The 18,136-nt window shown below is 63.6% G+C and carries 20 protein-coding genes and 1 tRNA gene; 10 read left to right on the plus strand and 11 right to left on the minus strand.

All coding sequences use genetic code 11. From position 1 onward, the window contains the following. Positions 1-11: 11 nt before the first annotated feature. Positions 12-2,576 carry an aminopeptidase N gene (gene pepN, locus ACSU1L_RS01745; protein ID WP_439254465.1) on the minus strand — a complete coding sequence of 855 codons (2,565 nt, stop codon included), beginning with the start codon at positions 2,574-2,576 and terminating at the stop codon, positions 12-14. 123 nt (positions 2,577-2,699) lie between these two features. Between pepN and ACSU1L_RS01750 the strand changes: the two genes are divergently transcribed. From ACSU1L_RS01750 to ACSU1L_RS01775, 6 genes are all read left to right on the plus strand, one after another. Then, a complete protein-coding gene (locus ACSU1L_RS01750; protein WP_439254467.1) occupies positions 2,700-3,884 on the plus strand; it encodes a ferrochelatase in 1,185 nt (394 codons plus the stop codon). A 36-nt stretch (positions 3,885-3,920) separates the two neighbouring features. After that, on the plus strand, positions 3,921-4,406 hold the full coding sequence (locus tag ACSU1L_RS01755) for a ribose-5-phosphate isomerase (protein ID WP_439254469.1): 486 nt from the start codon (positions 3,921-3,923) through the stop codon (positions 4,404-4,406). Between the two features lies 1 nt (position 4,407). Beyond that, complete coding sequence (locus ACSU1L_RS01760; protein ID WP_439254471.1) at positions 4,408-5,418, plus strand: Fpg/Nei family DNA glycosylase; 1,011 nt, start codon at positions 4,408-4,410, stop codon at positions 5,416-5,418. 27 nt (positions 5,419-5,445) lie between these two features. After that, positions 5,446-6,090 carry an FMN-binding negative transcriptional regulator gene (locus ACSU1L_RS01765; protein WP_439254474.1) on the plus strand — a complete coding sequence of 215 codons (645 nt, stop codon included), beginning with the start codon at positions 5,446-5,448 and terminating at the stop codon, positions 6,088-6,090. Next, positions 6,087-7,556 carry an amidohydrolase gene (locus ACSU1L_RS01770; protein ID WP_439254476.1) on the plus strand — a complete coding sequence of 490 codons (1,470 nt, stop codon included), beginning with the start codon at positions 6,087-6,089 and terminating at the stop codon, positions 7,554-7,556. Before ACSU1L_RS01765 ends, ACSU1L_RS01770 begins: the two co-directional genes overlap by 4 nt. A gap of 65 nt (positions 7,557-7,621) precedes the next feature. Further along, a complete protein-coding gene (locus ACSU1L_RS01775; RefSeq protein WP_439254479.1) occupies positions 7,622-9,739 on the plus strand; it encodes an acyltransferase family protein in 2,118 nt (705 codons plus the stop codon). Positions 9,740-9,779: 40 nt separating this feature from the next. On the opposite strand, the gene ACSU1L_RS01780 is transcribed toward ACSU1L_RS01775, so the two are convergent. Next, positions 9,780-10,262, minus strand: a complete 483-nt coding sequence (locus tag ACSU1L_RS01780; protein WP_439254480.1) for a Dps family protein — start codon at positions 10,260-10,262, stop codon at positions 9,780-9,782. A gap of 141 nt (positions 10,263-10,403) precedes the next feature. On the opposite strand from ACSU1L_RS01780, the gene ACSU1L_RS01785 reads away from it, so the two are divergent. Further along, on the plus strand, positions 10,404-10,940 hold the full coding sequence (locus ACSU1L_RS01785) for a gamma carbonic anhydrase family protein (protein WP_438254378.1): 537 nt from the start codon (positions 10,404-10,406) through the stop codon (positions 10,938-10,940). A 46-nt stretch (positions 10,941-10,986) separates the two neighbouring features. Further along, positions 10,987-11,061, plus strand: a tRNA-Ile gene (locus tag ACSU1L_RS01790). A gap of 50 nt (positions 11,062-11,111) precedes the next feature. Here the strand turns inward: ACSU1L_RS01790 and ACSU1L_RS01795 are convergent. The 3 genes from ACSU1L_RS01795 to ACSU1L_RS01805 are packed head-to-tail and all read right to left on the minus strand — an operon-like array spanning position 11,112 to position 12,969. Beyond that, positions 11,112-12,299: a tyrosine-type recombinase/integrase gene (locus ACSU1L_RS01795; protein ID WP_439254483.1), complete on the minus strand. Its 1,188-nt coding sequence runs from the start codon at positions 12,297-12,299 to the stop codon at positions 11,112-11,114. Further along, complete coding sequence (locus ACSU1L_RS01800; RefSeq protein ID WP_439254484.1) at positions 12,299-12,757, minus strand: ImmA/IrrE family metallo-endopeptidase; 459 nt, start codon at positions 12,755-12,757, stop codon at positions 12,299-12,301. The genes ACSU1L_RS01795 and ACSU1L_RS01800 overlap by 1 nt, the downstream gene beginning before the upstream one ends. Then, positions 12,754-12,969 carry a hypothetical protein gene (locus ACSU1L_RS01805; RefSeq protein ID WP_439254485.1) on the minus strand — a complete coding sequence of 72 codons (216 nt, stop codon included), beginning with the start codon at positions 12,967-12,969 and terminating at the stop codon, positions 12,754-12,756. Before ACSU1L_RS01805 ends, ACSU1L_RS01800 begins: the two co-directional genes overlap by 4 nt. A gap of 27 nt (positions 12,970-12,996) precedes the next feature. On the opposite strand from ACSU1L_RS01805, the gene ACSU1L_RS01810 reads away from it, so the two are divergent. Then, positions 12,997-13,572 carry a hypothetical protein gene (locus ACSU1L_RS01810; RefSeq protein WP_439254486.1) on the plus strand — a complete coding sequence of 192 codons (576 nt, stop codon included), beginning with the start codon at positions 12,997-12,999 and terminating at the stop codon, positions 13,570-13,572. On the opposite strand, the gene ACSU1L_RS01815 is transcribed toward ACSU1L_RS01810, so the two are convergent. From ACSU1L_RS01815 to ACSU1L_RS01840, 6 genes are all read right to left on the minus strand, one after another. Continuing rightward, positions 13,561-13,953 carry a hypothetical protein gene (locus tag ACSU1L_RS01815; RefSeq protein ID WP_439254487.1) on the minus strand — a complete coding sequence of 131 codons (393 nt, stop codon included), beginning with the start codon at positions 13,951-13,953 and terminating at the stop codon, positions 13,561-13,563. The two genes, ACSU1L_RS01810 and ACSU1L_RS01815, sit on opposite strands and share 12 nt — an antisense overlap. A gap of 330 nt (positions 13,954-14,283) precedes the next feature. Beyond that, positions 14,284-14,580 (minus strand): HNH endonuclease, encoded by a 297-nt coding sequence (locus ACSU1L_RS01820; protein WP_439254488.1) that lies wholly within the window; start codon positions 14,578-14,580, stop codon positions 14,284-14,286. A 63-nt stretch (positions 14,581-14,643) separates the two neighbouring features. Beyond that, positions 14,644-15,519, minus strand: coding sequence for a DUF4190 domain-containing protein (locus ACSU1L_RS01825; RefSeq protein WP_439254489.1), 876 nt, complete (start codon positions 15,517-15,519; stop codon positions 14,644-14,646). 454 nt (positions 15,520-15,973) lie between these two features. Then, entirely contained in the window at positions 15,974-16,192 is a 219-nt protein-coding gene (locus ACSU1L_RS01830; RefSeq protein ID WP_439254490.1) for a hypothetical protein, read from the minus strand. 371 nt (positions 16,193-16,563) lie between these two features. Beyond that, a complete protein-coding gene (locus ACSU1L_RS01835; protein ID WP_439254491.1) occupies positions 16,564-17,007 on the minus strand; it encodes a hypothetical protein in 444 nt (147 codons plus the stop codon). After that, on the minus strand, positions 16,997-17,635 hold the full coding sequence (locus ACSU1L_RS01840) for a hypothetical protein (protein ID WP_439254492.1): 639 nt from the start codon (positions 17,633-17,635) through the stop codon (positions 16,997-16,999). Before ACSU1L_RS01840 ends, ACSU1L_RS01835 begins: the two co-directional genes overlap by 11 nt. Positions 17,636-17,814: 179 nt before the next feature. On the opposite strand from ACSU1L_RS01840, the gene ACSU1L_RS01845 reads away from it, so the two are divergent. Continuing rightward, positions 17,815-18,021 (plus strand): DUF3263 domain-containing protein, encoded by a 207-nt coding sequence (locus ACSU1L_RS01845; RefSeq protein ID WP_439254493.1) that lies wholly within the window; start codon positions 17,815-17,817, stop codon positions 18,019-18,021. The last annotated feature ends 115 nt before the right edge of the window (positions 18,022-18,136 follow it).

The following is an 18,136-nucleotide window of genomic DNA, read 5'->3' on the forward strand; positions in this document are numbered from 1 at the left end:
GAAGCTGAGGATCAGTCCTCAGAGTCGTCCTCCGCGTCGCGAGCCTGTGCGGCCAGGGCGCGTTCCACGTCGGCTAGCCCCTCGCTGACGAGGCGGCGCAGCGCCGGCGCAGCATCAGCGTTGTCGCTCAGCCACGTGCGGGTCGCTTCGCGAAGCTCAGCGTTGGCAAGCGGCGTCGGGTATAGCCCGACGATGAGGTAGTTCGCAATCTGGTAGGTGCGCGACTCCCACACCGGCAGCAGCATGTCGAAGTAGCTCTGTACGAACTCGCCGAGCACCTCGACGCTGTTCGGGTGGACGAAGCCCTGGGAGCCTGCGCGCACGATCGTGTTCGGGGCATCCGAGTTCTCGACCAGTCGCTTCCACGCGATGCGCTTATCCGTCACGGTGGGAAGAGCGGCGTGTGCCAGAGCTGCGAACTCGGCACCCTTCGAGGTGTTGTCCGCTGCGAGGGCGGCATCGATGGATGCCGCATCCGTCGCGCCGATCGAGGCGAGGCCGATCAGCAGCTGCCACGAGAGGTCAGCGTCGATCTCGAGGCCGGGGAGGGTGTCTTCTCCGGAGCGCAGGCGACCGACGATGCCGGCATGCTCGGAGTTGACGATCGCGCCCGCGAATGCGGTGACGAACTGCAACTGGCTGTCGCTACCGGCCGGCGCGCTCTGCGCGAGCTCCCACAGACCTTCGGCAACCTTCAGCCGGGCAGCCTGCTGTTCACCGGGCGCCACATAAAGCGCCGCTGCCGTGCGCAGCTGGGCGAGGGTGGTGCGAACGGTCGTCGATTCGGTCTCGCTGCCGATGTTCCCGAGCACCAGATCGATGTAATCGGATGCTGCGCTCTCGGCGTCGCGGGTCTGGTCCCAGGCTGCGCCCCAGACGATCGAACGCGCCAGCGGATCGGAGATGGCGCCGAGGTGCGCGATGGCGGTGGCCAGTGACCGCTCGTCCAGACGGATCTTCGCGTATGCGAGGTCGTTGTCGTTGAGCAGTACCAGGTCTGGGCGGTCGTGACCCTGCAGCTCCGGAACTTCGGTGCGGTCGCCGTCGACGTCGATTTCGACGTAGTGCGTGCGGGCGAGCGCTCCATCGACAAGGTTGTAGAGACCGACGCCCAAGCGGTGCGGGCGGATTGTCGGGTAATCAGCGGGAGCCGTCTGCGTGACGGCGAAACGGGTGATCTTGCCTGAAGAGTCTTCGGCGATGACAGGGGAGAGCGTGTTGACGCCCGCGGTCTCCAGCCATTTGCTCGCCCATGTGCTGAGATCGCGCCCACTGGTGGCCTCGAGCTCGGTGAGCAGATCGCTGACCTCGGTGTTGCCCCAGGCGTGCTTCTGGAAGTACTGGCCGACGCCGGCGAAGAAAGCATCGATCCCGACCCAGGCGGCGAGCTGCTTGAGGACCGAGCCGCCCTTCGCATAGGTGATGCCGTCGAAGTTGACCTGGACATCTTCGAGGTCGTTGATCTCGGCGACGATCGGATGTGTGGAGGGAAGCTGGTCCTGGCGGTAGGCCCAGGTCTTCTCCATGGCATTGAACGTCGTCCAGGCCTCGGTCCACTCCGTGGCCTCGGCGGTGGCGATAGTCGAAGCCCACTCGGCGAACGACTCGTTCAGCCACAGGTCGTTCCACCACCTCATGGTGACGAGGTCACCGAACCACATGTGCGCGAGTTCGTGCAGGATCGTGACGACGCGGCGTTCCTTGACAGCATCCGTCACCTTGCTGCGGAAGACGTAAGTCTCCGTGAAGGTGACCGCTCCCGCGTTCTCCATCGCGCCGGCGTTGAATTCCGGAACGAACAGCTGGTCGTACTTCTCGAACGGGTACGGCACGCCGAATTTCGATTCGAAGTAGGCGAACCCTTCGCGGGTCTTGTCGAAGAGGTAATCGGCGTCGATGTGCTGCCACAGGCTCTTGCGTCCGTAGACACCGAGCGGGATAATCCGGCCGTCAGAGCTGGTGAGCTCGGAGAATGTCGATTCGTACGGCCCCGCCACGAGTGCGGTGATGTAGGAGGAGATGCGCGGCGTCGGCTCGAAGCCCCATGTCGCTGTGCTGCTGGCGTCATGGTTGATCGGCTCGGGTGTGGGGGAGTTGGAGATGACCTTCCAGTTATCCGGGGCGGTCACGGTGAACTGGAAGGTGGCCTTCAGATCAGGCTGTTCGAAGACGGCGAACACACGACGGGAGTCGGGCACCTCGAACTGCGAGTAGAGGTAGACCTCGTCGTCGACGGGATCGACGAAGCGGTGCAGCCCCTCTCCGGTGTTCGTGTAAGAGCAGTCCGCGTCGACGACGAGGACGTTCTGCTCCTGGAGGTTGGTCAGCGCGATGCGGGAATCGGCGAAGACCTCGCTCGGTGACAGCTGCTCGCCATTGAGCGAGATCTCGCGCACCTCGTGTGCGATGAGGTCGATGAACGTGAAGCTTCCCGGCTTCGCGGTGAAGCGCACGACGCTGCGGGAGCCGAAGAGTTCGGCGCCCTTCGTCAGATCGAGCGAGATCTCGTACGACTGTGTGTCGACGAGAGCACGACGCTCCTGCGCTTCGATTCGGGTGAGGTTCTCTCCAGGCACAGCTGTTTCTCCCAGGGGTTCGGGGGTGTCGCCTGCAATCGATGCGCGTGGCGCCGACGGCAACCATGACAGCCTACGCCAGGACTAGGCAGATCCTTATGCAAGCAGTGGAAAGATGAGCATGTGACTGTGTCTGATGAGAATGTCGTTCCCTTCGCTTCCGAAGCCGCCGCGGCCGGTGCCGAATTCATTGAAACGCCGGTGGCTTATGACGCCGTGCTCCTCGCGGGCTTCGGCGGGCCTGAGGGACAGGACGATGTGATCCCGTTTCTGCGCAATGTGACTCGGGGGAGGGGAATCCCCGACGAACGCCTGGAAGACGTCTCGCATCACTATCGCCACTTCGGCGGCATCAGCCCCATCAACGCGCAGAACCGAGCCCTGAAAGCGGCTCTCGAGCACGAGCTGGCTGCACGGAGCATTGAGTTGCCCGTGTACTGGGGCAACCGCAACTGGGCACCGTACCTGGAAGATGCCGTCACGGACGCCGAGCGTGCGGGGGACACGACGCTTCTTGCCTTTGCGACGAGCGCCTACAGTTCGTTCTCGAGCTGTCGTCAGTACCGCGAGGACTTCGCCCGGGTGCTGACCCAGACCGGTCTTGATGACCGCGTGACAATCGACAAGATCCGTCCGTTCTACGACCACCCCGGGTTCGTCCAAGCCTTCATCGATGGCGTACACGCGGCAGTCGCACAGTTCGTTTCGGACGGGGTTCGAGCTGACGGCATCCACGTGCTGTTCTCCACGCACAGTGTTCCTATGGACGATGCCGAGCGCTCCGGACCGCGCGACATCGACTGGGGTGACGGCGGTGCTTATGCCGCGCAGCACCAGGCGGTCGCGGCCTGGGTGATGGATAAGGTTCGTCAGCTCGTGCCCGAAGCCGTCAGCACCACCTGGGAACTCGTCTACCAGTCACGATCAGGCCCGGCTTCACAGCCCTGGTTGGAACCGGACGTGTGCGATGTCATCGGTGAGCTGCCTGCGCGCGGCATCGAAGCTGTGGTCGTGGTTCCGGTTGGGTTCATGAGCGATCACATGGAAGTGCTCTGGGATCTGGACACGGAAGCTGCGGAAGCTGCCCAGGAAGCCGGCTTGCAGTTTGTGCGCACTCCGACACCGGGGATTTCGCCCGCGTTCGTCTCCGGGATCGTTGACCTCATTCAGGAGCGACTCGAAGGCCGGGCAGCATCCGATCGCGCTCACGTCACAGCGCTGGGTCCCGCATTCGATATCTGCCGTCCTGGATGCTGTGAGAACATCCGAGCCGGATTCAAACCGGCCGCTGGCGGAATCGCCCCCTGACCAACCGCTGACTCAGACACTTCTAGGATGGTGAGCATGCGCATCCACATCGCCACAGACCACGCGGGACTGGAATTCTCCACACAGCTTCAGCAGCATTTGCGAACGCTCGGACACGAAGTCATCGATCACGGTCCCGTCGAGTATGACGCGCTCGACGACTACCCGGCCTTCTGCATCCGAGCCGCTCGTGCCGTCGTGGCCGACCAGTCCGCTGGAGTCGAAGCGCTCGGAATCGTATTCGGCGGCTCGGGCAACGGCGAGCAGATCGCTGCCAACAAGGTGCAGGGCGTTCGCGCTGCGCTGGTCTGGAACCTCTCCACGGCCGAACTCGCACGCCAGCACAACGACGCCAACGTGATCTCCATCGGCGCGCGCCAGCACACCTTCGAAGAAGTTGTCTCGTTCATCGAGCGTTTCATCTCGACACCGTTCTCGGACGAAGAGCGTCACGTGCGCCGTATCGCTCAGATCGCGGACTTCGAACGCGATGGGTCGCTGCTGCCGGACCCGCGCGCCTGAGATGCCTGAGGGACACTCCGTTCACCGAATTGCTCGGCAGTTCGATCGGAACTTCGTAGGCAAGACGCTGCAGGCGTCGAGTCCGCAGGGCCGATTCGTCGAGGGGGCATCGGTGCTCGACGGGCGCCAGGCCGTGAGCGTGAAAGCCGTCGGCAAGCAGATGTTCCTCGAGACCGAGGGCGATATCTGGCTTCGAGTGCATCTGGGACTGTACGGCGCGTGGGACTTCGCCGGGGAGGTCCTGCTCGACCCGACGATCGCATCCGCGAACGGACGGATGGGGCAGACGAATCAGCGCGGCACTGATCTGGATGCGGGAGCCGAGACGCCGATCCTCGACGATGCCGGTGAGAACTCGCTGTCTTCGATCGGGGCGCCTCGGCGTACGCGCGTGCATGTGCGCATGTCAGAGCAGACCAAGGGGCTGGCGGATGACGACATGCCGTGGCCGCCGCCGGTCGTCGGGCAGGTGCGCTTGCGTCTGATGACCGACATCACCGCGGCGGACCTGCGCGGCCCCACCGCCTGCGTGCTGCAGACGCCCGATGAGATGCTCGCATCCGTCGCCAAGCTCGGCCCGGATCCGCTGGTCGGGGACCCTGCCCAGAACGAAGCACGATTCGTGCACACAGTCGGCAAGAAGGGCACCGCGATCGCGTTGCTGCTGATGGATCAGTCCGTCGTCAGCGGAATCGGGAACGTTTACCGCGCGGAGATGCTCTATCGGGCGCGGCTGAACCCGCACACACCCGGAAAAGCTGTACCTGTGGAGATCGTCCGGGAGCTCTGGCACGACTGGGCCCGGCTTCTGCCGATCGGAGTCGAGACCGGTCAGATGATGACGATGGACGACCTCTCAGCCGACGACTACCGCGCAGCTATGGCAAGTCGTGATGACCGTCACTGGGTCTATCACCGTGCCGGTCTGCCGTGCCGTACGTGCGGCACGCAGATCGTGCTCGAGGAGCTCGGTGCACGCAAGCTCTACTGGTGCCCGAAATGCCAGGCCTGACCGTGGGATCAGACTTAGGCTGAGGGAATGCGTCAGAACCCGAGTTTCACACTGGCAGACGTCGCCGAGATGCGCCGTGTCATCGAGCACAATCCCTGGGCCACTATCGTCACGGCAACCGCAGACGGCCAGGTCGCTTCGCACTACGCAGTCATGCTGGATGATGATCGTGATGACCTCACGATCGTTGCGCATGTGGGAAAGCCGGACGACCTCATCCACGAACTCGGCCAGCACGAGATGCTCGTGATCTTCCAGGGGCCGAACGGGTACATCTCACCCGGCTGGTATGACGCAGACACCAAAGCGGTGCCCACGTGGAACTACACCGCGGTTCACATTTCCGGCATTCCGGAGATCCTCAGCGACGAGGAGAACCTGCGGGTGCTGGATCGCCTCGTCGAGCGGTTCGAAGGCCAGCTGCCGGAGCCGCGGCTCATGTGGGAGCGCCCCAATGATGAAGCGTTCGTCCATCGGCTCGCGGCCGGAACAGTCGGCTTCCGCCTGACGCCGACACACGTCGTAGCCAAACGGAAACTCAGCCAGAACAAGGATGCCGCCACGGTGGAGAACATCATCGCCGAACTTCAGAGCAACGGCGCTTATGCCAACCCGGCGCTTGCCGCGGAGATGCGCCGGGCGCAGGATGCGCGACCGGGACGAAGCGCATGAGCGCGGTCGGCGAACACGTCTCGATGATTCGGGAAGTGCGCGTAGCGGGACCCGGACGCGAGTATCTGGTCGACGCCGAGCCGGTGGACATTCACCTGGACGGCGACCGAATCGTGGACATCGCCCCGACTGGCGCCCTTCGTTCAGCCGGCGCTGTTCTCGAAGGGCAGGGCGCCTGGGTGGTGCCGGGGCTGTGGGACCATCACGTGCACACCACGCAGTGGGCGCTCACTGCCGAGCGGGAGCACCTCGGCGATACGACATCGGCTGCTGAAGCCGCAGCCCGAATGTCGAATGTGGCGGTGCTGACAGACGGAAGGCGAGTGGGCACAGGTTTTCGTGACGCCTTCTGGCCGGATGCCCCCTCGATTGCGGTTCTGGATGCTGCCACGGGGAGCGTGCCGACCTATTTGATCAACGCGGATGTGCACAGCGTCTGGTTAAACACCGCAGCCCTGGAGCGCGAAGGCTTTCGCACGTCCGACGGAATGCTGCGAGAGGACGACGCATTCCTGATCTCGCGGCGGTTGAACGCGGTGGACCCGGCTCACGGAGATCTGGCCGTCACACGTGCCGGAGATGCTGCCGCGGCGCGCGGCGTGACCGGGATAGTGGACTTCGATATGGCCTGGAACCTCCAAGCCTGGGACCGTCGAGCAGCGGGTGGATTCGCCGCGCAACGGGTTGAGTTCGCCGTGTACATCTCCGACCTCGACCGCGCGATCTCTGCTGGTCTGCGTACCGGGGATAGCATCGCTGATCTTGTGCGCATGGGGCCGCTGAAGATCATCTCGGATGGATCGCTGGGGACCCGGACTGCGGCGTGCTCGCATCCCTATCCCGACGACCAAACCGACTTCGGGGTGATGAACGTCTCACCCGTTGATCTCATCGAGCTGCTGACCCGTGCGACCGGGGCGGGACTCGAAGTCTCCGTACACGCCATCGGCGACCGCGCCGTGGCATCGGCGTTGGACGCGGTAGCCGCCTCCGGAGCCACCGGAACGATCGAGCATGCGCAACTGGTGCGACACGCCGACATCTCGCGAATCGCCCGACTGGGGCTGGCCGCCAGTGTGCAACCGCAGCACGCAATTGATGATCGTGACCTGGTGGAAGGGTATTGGGCTCATCAAACGGCCGTGGGCTACCCGATGGCCACGCTCCTTCGCGCGGGGGTCGAGTTGCGACTGGGCTCAGATGCTCCGGTGGCGCCGCTGGATCCGTGGGCAACCATTGCCGCGGCAGTGGCGCGGACGGATGATGACCGCGATGCGTGGCATCCGGAGGAGCAACTGACCCGCAGTGAGGCCCTTGCCGCAAGCGTTCGCTCGTCAACGAGGCCAGGGGACACCGCAGATCTTGTGCTGTGCGGTGCGGATCCGCACACGGCATCGGCATCGACGCTGCGTGCCATGCCTGTGCAGGCTACGCTGCTCGCCGGACGCATCACGCACCTGAGCTGAACGCGATCGGCAAAGCGCCCGCCGCAGTTGCGGGGGTTCTGAGGTGTTCACGCTAGCGTTGGAGGGTGAACTCCGCCGCGCCTTTCTCCTCGACCACCCGCTCTCAGCGCAGGCGCGACAAGTCTCCCGAGCACGAGAATCGCACGCGGTTCATTCCGCACGTCCAGGGGCTGCGAGCGATCGCCGTCCTCTTTGTCGTGCTCTACCACTTCTGGCCAGGACGCCTCAGTGGCGGTTACGTCGGTGTCGACGTGTTCTTCGTGATCTCCGGGTTCTTGATCACCGCGCACCTGGTCAGGGAGCTCACCTCCACGGGAACCGTGAAACTGGGCCAGTTCTGGGCACGGCGAGCACGTCGGCTGCTGCCGGCATCGCTGCTTGTCCTACTGTTCTGCGCGATCGTCGTATCGGTCCCGTATCTGACTCCCACCTCTGCGCTCCCCGCCGAGCTCAAAGAGATCATCGCCTCGACGTTCTACGTGGAGAACTGGTTCCTGGCGTTCAACTCCGCCGACTATCTGGCGCTGACCGGCGAACCGACTACGGTGCAGCACTACTGGTCGCTGTCGCTCGAAGAGCAGTTCTACGTGCTGTGGCCGCTTCTGATGCTTCTGGCCGCGTGGGTCGCGGTCAAGTGGTTCTCGGGTGCGCGGCTTCGTGCGGTCACTATCGCCATCGCCGTCGTCTCCGTTGCGTCCCTCATCTTCTGCATCGTGTTCACGATCACCGACCCCGCACCCGCATATTTCGTCACTTTCACTCGGATGTGGCAGTTCGGCGTCGGCGCGTTGATCGCGCTGGTGCCGATGCTGCGCGTTCAGCATCCGGTGCTGAGCTTCGTGCTCGGCTGGGGCGGCATCCTGGCGCTCTTGTACACCGCGCTCCGCTTTGACGGGCAGACACCGTTCCCGGGATACATGGCGCTGCTGCCGACCCTCGGAGCGGGTGCGATCATCGCCGCATCGAACACCGACCGCTGGTGGTATCCGACCCGCCTGCTCGCGGTTCGCCCGATGCGCTTCACCGGTGATATCTCGTACAGCCTGTACCTGTGGCACTGGCCGCTGATCGTGATTGCGCCATCGTTGCCGTTCTGGGGTCTGACCATCTACCACCGCGTTGCTCTGCTGGGCATCTGTTTCGTGCTCGCGTGGCTCACCAAACGTTTTGTGGAAGATCCGATGCGCTCGTGGAAGCCGCTGACCGCGCGCCGCCCCCGGGTCACTCTGTGGGCTGCTCTGGTGGCCATGATCCTTGTCGCCGGAACAGCTGCTGGCGGCTGGGCTGCCAATGCCCCCGCATACCAGCAGGGTGTGCAGGCCATCCAAGACGTGCGAGAGAACCCTCCGGCATGCTTCGGCGCTGCCGGTGCGCTGGATCCCGGGTGCGTTGACACGGAACTCGACGTCGTCCTCCCGGCACCCGGATTTGCGGGGGCGGATCGCCCCACCGAACAGCAGTGCTTCGTGCAGTTGAACGATATGAGACCCGTGTCGTGCGAGTTCGGGTCGGATGAACCGGATGCTGCGCAGATCGCACTCGTCGGCGATAGCCATGCCTTCCAGCTTCTGACCACGTTCCAAGCGATGGCCGAGCGTGAAGGATGGCATCTGACGACGTTCTTCAAGGGCGCCTGCCCCTGGAACACGACTCCGCTGTCGACGGGCGGAGCGTTCGGTTCGGCATGTTCAGAGTGGCGTGATGGCATTGAAGCCGAGCTCGAGGAGCGCGACTTCGATGCGGTGTTCACCGCGGCGATCTCGAACACCCCCTTCTCGGCAGACGGCTATGACTCGGTAGACGACGCGGCGGCGGCTGGGTACCAAGAGGCGTGGTCGACGATGACCGATCGTGGAATTCCTGTGGTCACCGTCATCGACAACCCGGTGTGGGAAACAGACCCGAACAAGTGCCTGCGGATCAGAGATCTCGCCGAGTGCGTGGGTGTGCGCTCAGACGTACTCGTCGATGAGGATCCTCTGCGTGCCGCAGCAGCGGACATGGCGGGAGTGACGCTTTTGGACTTCACCGATGTGTTCTGCGACGACGACCTGTGCTATCCCGTCGTCAACGGTGCGAACGTCTACCGTGACCAGGATCACCTGACGGTGACCTTCGCCGACACACTTGCGCCGCAGTACACCCAGGCATTGAAAGAAGCGATGGCGGCTGCGGTGGAGTGATCCGCAACCGCCATCGCTGGGGTTTCTGAGCCGGGAGGTGTTACTCGGCGATGTGAGCGACGAGGAACCAGCGGTCCTTCTCGAGGCCACGCAGGATCTCGATCGCGACATCCTGACTGGTGAGGTCGACCTCGTCCAGGCCCTCGACCGCAGCCTTCGTGTCGACGAGGATCGCGTCGATGTCTGCGATCACATCGCGGATGAGAGCGTCCGACTGGGCGAAGCCGGCCGGAACGTTCGACGACCCCTTGTCAGCGACGGCGCTCAGGCGAGCGTCGATCGGCAGTCCCAGCGCAACGATGCGTTCTGCAGCGCTGTCGGCGAAGTCACCGGCGTGCGCGACAATCGTGTCGAACAATTCGTGCACCCCGACGAAGTTCGCGCCACGGACGTGCCAGTGCGCCTGCTTCGTGTTGATGGTGAGGGCCTGCAACCCGAGAACGACGGGAGACAGGAACTGAGCCGCGGCGGCAGCAACCGTCGGGTCGCTGGCAGTGGTGGAAACAGTGGTTGTCTTGCTCATAATTCTTCCTCCAGAACGGCATCTTTGTTACCTGATGGATATAACGCTACTCAGCCTGGAAGATTCCGCAAGCAAGCTGAGGCTCGGCTTATCGGGCCGAAAAGACGCGGATTCACGCGGAAGTAAGGGTAGTCTCGCCTCATGAGTATCTCCTCGTCAGCATCTGTCCTCGCCCTCCCGGATAAGACTCCGAGCATCGCCGATGACACGTTCATCGCAGACGGTGCACGCATCATCGGCGCAGTCACCGTCGAGTCTGGTGCCAGCGTCTGGTACAACGCGGTGCTTCGAGCGGATTCCGCGGCCATCACGCTAGGTCGGGGAAGCAACGTGCAAGATAATGTGTCCGTTCACGTCGACAGCGGGCATCCCGTTCAGATCGGTGAGAACGTATCGATCGGGCACAACGCGGTCGTGCACGGTTGCACGATCGGCGACGGATCGCTGGTGGGGATGGGCGCGGTGATTCTCAGCGGAGCGGTCATCGGCAAGGGATGTTTGATCGCCGGGGGAGCGGTGATCCTCGGCGGGACAGAGATTCCCGACGGATCACTGGTTGCCGGAGTACCCGCGAAGGTGCGCCGCGAGCTCAGCGACGAGGAACGAGCGGGACTCATCCAGAACGCCATGATCTATCGTCAGCATCTCGGAACGCATCAGTCGGCAAAAGCGGTGTGAACGTGCGCGGCACGAACGCTTCGCTCCGATAAGCTGGGACTCTTACGGGGCGGTGGCCAAGCTGGTTAAGGCAGCGGGCTCATAACCCGACGATTCGTGGGTTCAAGTCCCACCCGCCCTACGAAAGCCCCTGACAGGCCCATGCCTGATCAGGGGTTATTTTTTTGTCCGTCAGGCGGTGCGGATTCCCACGTTCACCCACATTTCACCCACATCTGTCGCAGCAGTGGCGCGCGCATCCAGGCGCACAGCGACGTCGTCGAGGTCGTCGGGGAATAGGTCCGCGTACACGTCGAGGGTCATCGCGGCGGACTTGTGGCCGAGCATCGCCTGCACTGCCTTCGGGTTCGCGCCTTCACTGATCGCGAGACTCGCGGCAGTGTGACGCAGGTCATGCGGGGTGAGGCGTTCGATACCGGCACGGGCCTGACCTGCGAGGAACCAACTCTTGGCGATGTTCGGCTGCCGGAGGTGGTTGCCCAGATCGTCGACGAATACATGGTCGTTGGGTCCGAGGCCCTCGCACAGCTGTTCGAGCGCGGGGCGCAGGAACTCCGGGAATGGGACGGTGCGCCGCTCCCAGTTCTTCGGCTCCCCTTCGTGGAACATCCCGTCGAGTTCAACTTGGACGCGGCGCACGTGCAGGCGCCGGCGTAGTGGGTTCACGTCGCGGACGCGCAGCCCGATCGCCTCGGACCATCGCAGGCCGGTGTACGCGAGGGTGAGGACGAGGACGGAGCGCACGGGGTCGGCGATCGCGGACGCGAGCCGCATCACCTCGTCATCGCTGAGGTAACGTCGCGTCTTGTTCGACGACTTCCGGGGAAGGTTCTCATTTCCCCGTGCGGGGTTCTTCAGGATGCGGCCGGCGCGCTGCGCGTCATCGAGGATCCCCGCAAGTACTCCGACTGCGCGGAGCACACTGGTCGCGCTGAGCTGCTTTTGCGCGGGCACCTTCTTGGTGCGCCCGAGTTGCCTGTCCCGCGGTGCGGTGCCCTTGATGAGCTGCGAGATCCACGCTTCGACCTCCGCGACCTCGATGCTCGCGACGGAGTGCCGACCCCACTTCGGGAGCACGTAGACCCGCCAGGCGATCTCGAGTGGGCGATAGGCGGATGGCTTGAGCGTGCTCTTCTTCTCCAACCAGAGCGGCCCGAGAATGCCGATCGTGGCTCTGCCGGCGGCGGGGTCGACGTACTCGCCCTTTGCCTTCGACACGGTCACAGAGGCGAGGAACAGCTCGGCTTCCTTCTTCGTCCTGAACCCACGTTTGTCGGTCGACGACTTATCCGGCTTCCGGTAGCGGACCATGTACCGCTTACCGGCGCCCGTCTCGTACGCCTTGATCGTCCCAGCCATCAGGCGACCTCGACGCGGTGCGCCCACTGTCCGGCACCCATGCGTGCACCGATGTAAGTGACGTCTCCGATGCGCTGCAGCCGGGCCTGGTACGCGGTGACGATGCTAGTCATCACTCCGAGCTCGAGCGCGATACCTGCGGGGCGTCCGTCGTATGCGGCTTCAAGGTGCTGGTAGTCGGTGTGATCGATCAGGCGGAGCGCAGCCCATTCCTCAGCACGGCGCTCCTGCTTCGCGTTTACGGGCCCGAACTTCGTCGGGATGTCCCCGAACACGGCATGGCCGAGTTCGTGCGCGAGGACGCTCCTGTGGTGCCTGGCGTGCATACCTGGGCGGAGGTGGATGACTTTCCGTGTGTGGATGTACTGACCATCGCGATCCTCGCGGAGTCGGCGATAGTCGATCCTCACGCCGAGAGCTTCGGCGAAGTCGAGCAGCTGCGCATCGATGGGTGTCATTGTTCGTCCGTGGGTTCCGTTTCGCGAGGACGCGCGACGGCGTCGAGGTCATCCTCATCTGAGCCGGGGACATTGCGAGTGGGGAACTGGTGGATGGTCGCGTCGGTGACGGCTTCGCTGACGGGCTTGTCGTAGATCGAGCCGGCGTCCGCGATGTCGAGGCGGCGTGCGACTTCGAGGATATTCGGGGCATGGACTGTATCGACGCTCACGCGGTCACCCCCGATAGAGTGCGGGGCATGGAATCTGCTGCACTCTGGATCTCGTTCGTCTCGGCGGCAGCCGCGATCGGGACGACCGTCATCGCCTGGACATCGCGCGCGGACTCGATCACAGCGCAAGGGCGAGCCGAGAAGGCAGAGGAAGCGGCTCTTGCCGCTTCACGGGACGCTGTCGAGGCGCATCGAATCGCTGCGTCCGCGCTCTCAGGAATCAACGCGTACTTGGTGTCTGAGCCCGACCGTGCCCGTCGGCGCGCAGCCTGCTTTGGCGTGCTGGATGCTTTCTTCAACCTCGTCTCGTTGCCGGGCCAAGGCCGGGATATGTGGCATTCACCGGAGCATTTGGCATTCATCGATGCCGAGAAGCAGGCACTCTTCGATTTGGGTTCCAAATCACAGGACTCCAGGGGACTCAGACTCACGCGAGAAGCCTTCGAGATTCTCCGCGACAAACAGACTCGAGGACTCTGGGACGAATCGGTCTGCTCTCGCCTCAAGGGCGTCATTGGCCATGCCTGGGAAGACGCGTCCACCGAGTCCAAGAGTGAGGAATGGTGGGCAGAGCGCCGTGTTGATGTGCTCTCAGCAAAGTAGCCTGGTCGGCTCTTGCCCGTTTCCCTGTAGCTCGGAAAGCTCACGAAGGATCTCGCGTTGCTCACGCATCTGCAGGTACACCCGAGCCGGATCCGTCCGGCGTAGCTCTTTCACGAGCTCGCGCGACTCCTGCAGAAGCTCCTGCAAAACTTCGACGCGAGACACATTCCCGTCATCGGTCTGCGCGGCCGGCGGCACCACAACGGGTGCAATACTCGGCGTCTTCTCGATCACACGCTTCTGCCGCGCGGGTGCCGACGTCGATCGTCCAGCGTCATGGTTCCGCTGCGCCTCACGGCACGCGTCATCCACCCGTTCCTTGGCGCGCAGATGACGCCGATACGCCGGATACGTCCCACACGGAGCCTTCGGACGAGCCATGCAGCACCTCCGAAACAGCGTCAGCGCGGAAACAGCGTCAGAACGCGAATAGACGCGGGGAGAAAACTGCCAGGGCCGAGCGGGAGACTGGCAGCAGATCGTTGGTCGAGGGGTGCCCCCGGGGTGCTGGACGGCCCGGTGAGGGCTTGTCTCGGCATAGGTGAGCGCGAGTGCCTTTCAGTGCGTGCGCGTGCGTCTGCGAGCGTCAGGGGCCCTGCGGGTGGCACTGGCGGCAGGCTCGGCCGCGTGCACGGTCGTAGAGGATGCGTTGCCACCATGTGCGGGGTGGTTGGTGCCTCTCGCATGCTGGGTCGGTGCGTCGATGACGAGTCATGATGCCTCCCAGATCTCTATCTCTGCGGCGTCACCCTTGCGGCTGTTGCAGCCGAGGTGCATGGGTACGAGGTCTTGCTTCACGAGGTGTCCACCGTTCGCGAGTGCGTCGGGGTGGTCTGCGGTGAAGGACATCTTCTTACCGGCGGGGATGGTCGTGTCGATGGGCTGGCCACATCCATAGTCGGATCCGTACCCGCAGGGCAGCTTCTCGCGTGCGGTGCGGCGCTTGAGTGCTGCTAGCTTGCGCCGGTAGGCACGGTGGCCTTTGCCGTCGCGGATCGAGGAGGCCATGTCGACCTCCTGAGATGCCAAGAGCCCCACCCGAAGGCGAGGCTCTTGAGCATGAATGATCGGTCAGTACTCGGTTGCTGGGAGCAGCTCTGCTTGCCAGACTTCAATCATCGGCACCGTGGTGTTCCCACCGATCTGAGTCTCGTAGCTGTAGCTCTGCACGACGGTTGCCCAGAGCTTCACATGGTCGTCTTCGACAAGAGGATCGAAGACCGGGCAGTTCTGATTGCGGTCGCCAGATACGGCCATCGTGTTCTGCTCGTACTCGTAGGACATTTCCTTCAGCGTCGCCGCGGTGGAGACGAGCATTGCGCACCGGCCCGTCGCTGAATCGAACTGCATGATCGATCCATAAAGGATGAGGTTCGTCCCGACATGCGCATCCGGGTCCTTGGCGATGAGTGCGAACGAACGATCGTCGATCTCCACGAAGGAGCTCAGATCCGGGGCGACAGGCTGCTCGACCTGTACTGGCTCCTCAGGCGCCGGGTCGGGTTCGGTCTCCGTCGAGGTCTCCGTCTTCGTATCCGTGGAGCCCGAAGATTCACTGGACTCGGTGACCGTGGATGTTGATCCGCTGCGGTTCTCAAAGGCGTTGACCAAGTGGGCCGTCAGCGAGATGGTCATTCCGATGGAGAGTATGAGTGCGATGGCGCCGAGAGCGAGACCTGTGATGCTGAGGCCCTTGGATTGCTTTCGACGGAGTGCGCTGATTGCAAGTGAGATTGCGATCACGCCGAGAATGATTCCGACGACGGGCATCCACCCGGTGATGAAGGCGACGATGCCGATGACCAATGCGGCGACTGCCTTCCCCTGCTTCTTGGGTGCCGGTGGCATGGTGTTCTGGTACTGAGGCGGGTACACCGGCTGCGGTGGCAACGGCGGTTGTGCCGAGAAGTTCGGGTGTCCGCCCAGCGGGGGTGGATTAGTGGTCATATGCGGATTATGGCAGATGCATGCGGCGGAATGTGCTTCACCATTGGGCGGCCGGTTGGGGATCCGACCGCCCGGGGATGGGATGAGGCAGGAAACGACGAACGGCCCCGAGATCTAATCTCTGGGGCCGTTCCAACATTCCTGCTGACTCTTACAATGCGGTATGACACCACTCTGTGCCAAACATTGATCATTCGGCGTGTCGTGTTTCTTGTTCTGTGCGCATTCTGCGTAGTCGGTATTGGTGGGCTGGGTCGGAGTTGAGGCGTTCTCTCCACCAGGCGAGGAGGATGTCGAGACGGACGACGCGGACTCGTTGCCCGTCTCGTTTGTCCCATTCCATTGGCATGCCGCCGCGTCTCCACCGGTTGATGCTGCGGATGCTGCGGCGGGTGCGGGCTGCTGCTTCCCGGTGGGTGAGGTACTCAGCCATCGGGAGCCCCGACGTATTGAGTCAGACCTCGCCGCGCATCCGCTTCACGTGGTCTTCGCCCTTGGTGCGTCCGAACCACGCATCGACCTCGGCCTGATTGCGTGCCCGTTCCCATTTGGTCGCTCGCCGCGGTCGGTTGTCCGGCATGCGCTTCGCGATCGCCATGAATGCCCAGAGGACGAGGGCCACGACGAGCACCAGCGTGCCGGCGGCGATCGCGATCAGCTCCATGCTGCTCATCCTGCCATGCCATCGTTTCCCCTTCCTGCTTTACCGCGAGCATCTGCGCACCGTCGTGCCCCTGCGCCACGGGTTCCCATGTCCACTACGGTCAGGGGTGGTGCGCGTCCTGAACGCCGCCAGAGAGGAGGCACCATGTGCCAGTACAACGACAGGTGCCCGACTACCAAGCACCGCCCAGGCACCGCCTGCCCCGTCGAGGTAAGAGATCGCAATCGGGCGCGGAAGCAGGCTGCTCAGTTGTGGGCGTGTGTCGTTGTTCTCGCGATTGGCGCCATCGCCCTCGGCGTGTATTGGATCTTCATCAAGTAACTCTGGCCCTTCCTGGGGGACGGTATTGAGCAGCTCATGGTCCTGCTTCGAGAGCATGCTCATCGCTTCACCTCTCCTGCCGCACGCAGAGCGGCGCGCATCCGGTCGCGGTTGATCGGATTCTGGTACCAGTCCGCGTGGCCGGCTCCTTCGGTGCGATGCCATGCGTCTATCGCCGCGCGCACCTGCGCGTCGGACGGTTCGCCCTGCGGCTCCGGCACCTCACAGCGATGGAACAACCCGGCCTCGGTGAGCTGCCGCACTATGTTCGCTGCCTGACCACCGATCGCCGTGTCATCCTCGGACCAGCCCTCGCGCTTTGAAAGCCGGGACAGGTGGCGGCCGATGATCCGCTCGGCGGCGGCTTCCTGCTCGTTGTCGGTCGGGGCGTACGCCTTCTCGAACACGGCGAACGCGGCATGAGCGGCATCCGTCCACTCGCCGTGCATCTTGGCTACGGATATCTCCTGCGCCGCTTCCTCGATCACACTGTCATCGACCATCGTTCTCTCCCATTCCCTCGGGTGCGTACGTCGCACCGCACACCCTGCATTCGGCCTCACCCGTATCCCCGAGCAACCATGCGACGATCACCGCGCGCTCGCCGCAGACGCTGCATGTTCTCCGGTGCGCAGGCCGTTCGATCGGTGGTGCGTCGACGTATCGTTTCGACAGCTTCCGGATCAGCCCGAACAGGTGCCCCTCGGAGTCGTCCAGTGTGAGCGCGTGGATCCTGCGGGCTCGGTCGATCATCCAGGCGATCAACGCGAATCCGGCCTTGTACGCGTCGTCGGGTTTCATCCAGGCAGGAATACCCCGAACCCGACCTGAGGTCGCCCATGATGCTCCTGCGGCGTCCGGTGCCGCATCCTGCAACCGCTCCGCCACCTCACCGACATACTCGACGAGCGCCGCCCGCAAGTCGTCGCAATCGTCGACCGGATCCTCACGGAACGGGAGTGGTGCTTCTCCCCCGCCACCGGAAACGCGTTCGTTCATGCTCCCGGCCTTCAACGTGTTAGCCCGGTCGCGGAGGTGCTCGAGGAGAACGGGCAGCTGGTCGAGGTGTTGCTCGTAGCGTTCGACCCACCTGCGGGTTTCCGCTTCGGTGATCTCCGTGTCTGTGAGCATCAGGCCTTCCCCTCATCAGCACGTCGAGCGGCATGACAGTCGTCACACGTGACGCGCTGCCACTCGTCCGTGTTCTTCGTCTTCCGACCACAGCAAGCCCGACCAGTGCCGATAACACCGACAGCGGCGCGCGCCGGATTCAAGCGGCATGTGAATAGCGCTGTTCGCAAAGAGGACTGGTGAAGGCTGTCGACCTGCTGGCCTTCGAATCCGTCTGGCCGCGTCACGACGGCACGAAGGAGCTCACGATCCGTCGTGATTTCGGCGTGGCACCAGCACGGTACTACCAACTACTCGGCAGAGCAGCGGTGAGCATCGAGGGGATGGCAACGCATCCAATCACGGCGCGGAGGGTGCGAGAACGATCGATGAGGAGAGCGGCATGAAGCGCAAATCTGACGACTTTGACATTGGGGAATGGGACGCGTGAGCACCCACATTTCACCCACAGGTTGCGGTATCCGAGGGTAGTTTTCGGTGGTTGACGGTGGTTGACGGTGG

Source organism: Microbacterium sp. A94, from assembly GCF_051842855.1.
Taxonomy (GTDB): Bacteria; Actinomycetota; Actinomycetes; order Actinomycetales; family Microbacteriaceae; genus Microbacterium.

Coding starts and splice junctions, on each gene's coding strand:
- ACSU1L_RS01765 (WP_439254474.1), top strand. CDS start 5,446: ATGCGTCAGAACCCGAGTTTCACACTGGCAGACGTCGCCGAGATGCGC.
- ACSU1L_RS01830 (WP_439254490.1), bottom strand. CDS start 16,192: ATGAGCAGCATGGAGCTGATCGCGATCGCCGCCGGCACGCTGGTGCTC.
- ACSU1L_RS01825 (WP_439254489.1), bottom strand. CDS start 15,519: ATGACCACTAATCCACCCCCGCTGGGCGGACACCCGAACTTCTCGGCA.
- ACSU1L_RS01835 (WP_439254491.1), bottom strand. CDS start 17,007: ATGGTCGATGACAGTGTGATCGAGGAAGCGGCGCAGGAGATATCCGTA.
- ACSU1L_RS01755 (WP_439254469.1), top strand. CDS start 3,921: ATGCGCATCCACATCGCCACAGACCACGCGGGACTGGAATTCTCCACA.
- ACSU1L_RS01800 (WP_439254484.1), bottom strand. CDS start 12,757: ATGACACCCATCGATGCGCAGCTGCTCGACTTCGCCGAAGCTCTCGGC.
- ACSU1L_RS01785 (WP_438254378.1), top strand. CDS start 10,404: ATGAGTATCTCCTCGTCAGCATCTGTCCTCGCCCTCCCGGATAAGACT.
- ACSU1L_RS01770 (WP_439254476.1), top strand. CDS start 6,087: ATGAGCGCGGTCGGCGAACACGTCTCGATGATTCGGGAAGTGCGCGTA.
- ACSU1L_RS01760 (WP_439254471.1), top strand. CDS start 4,408: ATGCCTGAGGGACACTCCGTTCACCGAATTGCTCGGCAGTTCGATCGG.
- ACSU1L_RS01810 (WP_439254486.1), top strand. CDS start 12,997: ATGGAATCTGCTGCACTCTGGATCTCGTTCGTCTCGGCGGCAGCCGCG.
- ACSU1L_RS01840 (WP_439254492.1), bottom strand. CDS start 17,635: ATGCTCACAGACACGGAGATCACCGAAGCGGAAACCCGCAGGTGGGTC.
- ACSU1L_RS01795 (WP_439254483.1), bottom strand. CDS start 12,299: ATGGCTGGGACGATCAAGGCGTACGAGACGGGCGCCGGTAAGCGGTAC.
- ACSU1L_RS01780 (WP_439254480.1), bottom strand. CDS start 10,262: ATGAGCAAGACAACCACTGTTTCCACCACTGCCAGCGACCCGACGGTT.
- ACSU1L_RS01820 (WP_439254488.1), bottom strand. CDS start 14,580: ATGGCCTCCTCGATCCGCGACGGCAAAGGCCACCGTGCCTACCGGCGC.
- ACSU1L_RS01815 (WP_439254487.1), bottom strand. CDS start 13,953: ATGGCTCGTCCGAAGGCTCCGTGTGGGACGTATCCGGCGTATCGGCGT.